Source organism: Mycobacteriales bacterium (assembly GCA_036497565.1).
Lineage (GTDB): Bacteria > Actinomycetota > Actinomycetes > Mycobacteriales > QHCD01 > DASXJE01.
Genome location: DASXJE010000193.1, coordinates 1 through 3,623 on the forward strand (window position 1 = coordinate 1; position 3,623 = coordinate 3,623).

Annotated in this window: 5 protein-coding genes; 3 read left to right on the forward strand and 2 right to left on the reverse strand. The window is 70.2% G+C overall.

Annotated elements, in window-relative coordinates; genetic code table 11:
• Positions 1-112 precede the first annotated feature (112 nt).
• Entirely contained in the window at positions 113-340 is a 228-nt protein-coding gene (locus VGH85_16180) for a hypothetical protein (GenBank protein ID HEY2175345.1), read from the forward strand.
• Positions 341-385: 45 nt separating this feature from the next.
• Here VGH85_16180 and VGH85_16185 read toward each other — a convergent pair whose 3' ends face one another.
• The gene (locus VGH85_16185) at positions 386-1,210 is read right to left on the reverse strand and encodes a class I SAM-dependent methyltransferase (GenBank protein HEY2175346.1); all 825 of its coding nucleotides are present in this window, start codon (positions 1,208-1,210) and stop codon (positions 386-388) included.
• A gap of 221 nt (positions 1,211-1,431) precedes the next feature.
• On the opposite strand from VGH85_16185, the gene VGH85_16190 reads away from it, so the two are divergent.
• Positions 1,432-2,190: a helix-turn-helix domain-containing protein gene (locus tag VGH85_16190; protein ID HEY2175347.1), complete on the forward strand. Its 759-nt coding sequence runs from the start codon at positions 1,432-1,434 to the stop codon at positions 2,188-2,190.
• Here the strand turns inward: VGH85_16190 and VGH85_16195 are convergent.
• Positions 2,142-2,774 carry a pyridoxamine 5'-phosphate oxidase family protein gene (locus VGH85_16195; GenBank protein HEY2175348.1) on the reverse strand — a complete coding sequence of 211 codons (633 nt, stop codon included), beginning with the start codon at positions 2,772-2,774 and terminating at the stop codon, positions 2,142-2,144. The two genes, VGH85_16190 and VGH85_16195, sit on opposite strands and share 49 nt — an antisense overlap.
• A gap of 37 nt (positions 2,775-2,811) precedes the next feature.
• On the opposite strand from VGH85_16195, the gene VGH85_16200 reads away from it, so the two are divergent.
• Positions 2,812-3,623, forward strand: an 812-nt coding sequence (locus VGH85_16200; GenBank protein HEY2175349.1) for an aminotransferase class I/II-fold pyridoxal phosphate-dependent enzyme, incomplete at its 3' end; no start/stop codon positions are given.

Below are 3,623 nucleotides of genomic sequence, written 5' to 3' on the forward strand. Positions count from 1 at the left end.
GTAATTTGGGGGGTACGGCGAGAAACGTGGGGAGTCTCTCCCGATGTAGGCACCGGTCCGGTCGCCATACGGTCGCAAGACCAGTTCCCGAGACCGAAGAAGGATCGTTGCCATGACCACCGTCGCATCACCATCGGTTCACAGCAGGCACGCAATTCCCCGCACGGTCGTCGGCAGGGTCGCGGCAGTCGCCGTGCTGACGATCGCCGTCACCGTCGCGCTCCTGGTGCTCATCCTTCCGGGGTCATCGCCCGCGAAGGCGACACCCAGTGTCGCGCCTCAGCCGGCCGGCATCGCCGCACACGCCTGCCCGCCGGCGCCCGGCACCAGATTCTGTTGACGCCGGCCTCAGGGCCCGGTGACGGTCGTAGGCATCGTCCGCTGCTCAGCGCAGAACGAGGACGGATTCCAGATACCGAGCAGGAATGGCGATGCTGCCGCCGTCACCGTGTCGGTCCGAACGACGGGCCAGGTCGGCAAGGTCGGCCGCGAGAGCGGAGCGCCCGGTTTCGTCGAGTGCCTCGAACGCCTTCAGCGTCGGGCCGTACCAGCGCCGGAAGAACGTGACGAACTCCTCCGGCGAGGTGAACCGGAACGTGCACGTCCGCTCCTCGGACCGGGCACGGTTCACGGCGTTGCCGAAGATCTCGACGACGTGCTGCTCGGTACCCCAGAGCAACGGCGACTGCACTCCGGGCTTTCCCGGCACGTGCGAGGTGATGATCCGGAACATCTCGCCGATGAAGCCGTCCGGCGTCCACGACGCCAGTCCGACGGTCCCGCCCGACCGGGTGATCCGCACGATCTCGTCCGCGGTCCGTTGGTGGTCGGGGGCGAACATGGTCCCGAACACGGAGAGAACGGCGTCCATCGATCCGTCCTCGGCCGGCAGATCCTCGGCGTCGCCGAGCCGGAACTCGACATCGAGTCCCTCCGCGAGCGCCCGGGCCCGCCCGTCCTCCAGCAGGGCCGGCACATAATCGACGCCGACGGCGTACGCGCCGGACCGCGCCGCGGCCAGCGTCGCGTTGCCGTTCCCGCATGCGACGTCGAGGACCCGGGACCCGGCGCGCAGATCGGCGGCGTCGGCGAGCAGTTCGCTGACGAGCACGATTCTCGATGCGATGACCGAGAAGTCCCCACTCGCCCAGGTTTTCTGCTGCTGCGCCTTGATGGTTGCCAGTTCGTTCTGGCTGGCCACGACTGTCATTACGCCTCCCGTGCGGACACGGCCCGATCGGCCGCCTGTCATCAAGGATGTGTGAGTGCCGCCCGCCCGACCAGTGACGGTGTCGTACCGGTCAGAGACGGTCACGGGTCCGTGGAATTGCCCCAAACGGGACGGCTGGCCGCACGCCGCCGCCTGAAAGGCGGCGAGCGGGTACAGGATTCGTACTACTCGACCCGGGTCGCCGCGCGAAGATAGAGGTCATGGCCAGCTACGCCGACTACTGCCCGATCTCCATCGGGGTTGATGTGCTGGGTGATCGATGGACGCCGCTGGTCATCCGCGAGCTGATGGTCGGCGCCGGTGGCTTCAACGAGATCCACCGCGGGATCCCGCGGGTCAGTCGCACACTTCTCGCCCAGCGGCTACGCCAGCTGGAACGGTTGGGGCTCGTCGATCGGGAGGTCGGCGAGCGCGGCCGGACCGGTCGATACGCCCTCACGCCGGCCGGCGAGGCGTTGACGCCGATCGTATGGGCGATGGGGCACTGGGCCGCGGAGTGGATGTTCGGCGACCCGAGCGATGAGGACTGTGACGGTCTCTCGGTCATCTGGCGTCTGCACCAGCACGCGATTCCCGCAAAGCTCCCGTCGAGCCGCACCGTCGTCCATCTCGTTCTCACCGGGACCGGCGGAGCTGAGGGATGGCTGGAGATCGAGCGTCCTGGCGTCAGTGTGTGCAAGGACGACCAGGGCCACGACGTCGATCTCGCCGTCGAGGCCGACACTGCGCAGATGCACCGCTGGCTCGTGGGGCTGGTTCCCTTCCGCGAACTCGTGGCCAACGGCGACGCCCGCTTGCTCGGGCCGAGCAGGCTCGCCCGGGCGTTCCCCACCTGGTTCAACATGGGCATCTTCAATGACGCGCTGCGCCGCTCGGATCAGCGGCGAAAGGAACTCGCCGTCGCTGGACCTCAGGGGCCGCTGACGTCGGGCGCCAGGTCGGCTGCCGGCTCCGGCTGACCGAGAACGGTGCCGACCGGGACGACACCCGCCCACCACGGGCCCGATAGATCTTCCGGCTCGTCGACCGGATCGCCGGTGCGGCACTTCGCCGACACCTCATTCAGGTCCAGCACCAGCACGCTCGTCGCGGCGAGCTCCTTGTTGCTCGGCGGTCGGCAGTCCGCGGAGCGTCCGGAGCGGACGTGGTCGACGACGACATCGAGCGCGTGGCGGCGTTCGGCCGGGTCGGTCACCAAGCGGGCAACGCCGTGCGCGACCACGCTGCGGTAGTTCATGGAGTGATGGAACGCCGACCGTGCCAGGACGATGCCGTCGATGACGGTGACGGCGAGGCAGACCTCGATCCCGTCGCCGCCGGAGCGGGCGAGCGTCGATCCGGTCGAACCGTGCAGGTAGAGGCGTTCGCCGTCGCGGGCATGGATGGTCGGGATCACCACGGGCACGCCGTTCCGTACATGCGCCACATGGCAGATCAGGGCCTCGTCCAGCACGGCGTGCACCGTTTCGCGGTCGTAGCGTGCGCGCTCGGCCAGTCGGACGGGCGTCGTACGCGGCGTCGGCGGATATTCGGAGGCTGGCACCTTGTGGCTCCTGACGTACTAGTACATAATCCGTTCTGTGGTGGTACGTTACCGGCTCGGCGGCTCGACGGCCAGAGATATCGCTGGCAGCGTCGAGGATGCCGTGGCGAAGGGTGCGCTTCGCCCGGGGGACCTGGTGCCGCCGATCCGCAGCCTGGCCGACGAGCTGGGGGTCAATCCCAACACCGCCGCGACCGCCTACCGGATTCTTCGCGATCGCGGGGTCGTCGAGACCGCCGGCCGTCGCGGCACCCGGGTCCGCCGCCGCCCGGCCACCGCACCGGTGCCGGCCGACATCGCCCCGGCGCCGGCCGGCGTACGCGACCTCAGCGACGGGCAGCCCGCATCGAGACTGCTACCGAGGTCGGCCGACGCGCTGCGCCATGGCGCTGCGGTCTCGGCGGGGCGCGGGTACGGCGCCCCCGACGTCGCCGAGCGGTTCGCGGCGGCGAGCCGCCGTCGGCTGGCCGCGGACCGGGTGCCGGCAACGCACCTGGCCGTCGTACACGGCACGTTGGACGCGGTCGAGCGTGGGCTGCAGGCGCACCTGCGGCCCGGCGACCGCGTCGCGGTGGAGGATCCGGCCTGGTCCAACCTCACCGATCTCCTCGCCGCGATGGGCCTGACGGCCGAGCCGGTGGCCGTCGACGACGACGGGATGCGCGCGGACGAGCTCCGGGTCGCGCTGGCGGCCGGTTGCCGTGCCGTCGTCGTGACCCCGCGGGCTCAGGTGCCGACCGGCGCGGCCGTGTCCGCGTCGCGGGCCCGGGCCCTGCAGCGGGTGCTGACGTCGTACCCGCACACCGTCCTCGTCGAGGACGACCACGCCGCCGATGTCGCCGGGGCTCC

What these genes read in the sequence shown, in the direction of transcription:
- VGH85_16180 (HEY2175345.1), top strand. Translation starts at nt 113, where the DNA reads ATGACCACCGTCGCATCACCATCGGTTCACAGCAGGCACGCAATTCCC.
- VGH85_16185 (HEY2175346.1), bottom strand. Translation starts at nt 1,210, where the DNA reads ATGACAGTCGTGGCCAGCCAGAACGAACTGGCAACCATCAAGGCGCAG.
- VGH85_16190 (HEY2175347.1), top strand. Translation starts at nt 1,432, where the DNA reads ATGGCCAGCTACGCCGACTACTGCCCGATCTCCATCGGGGTTGATGTG.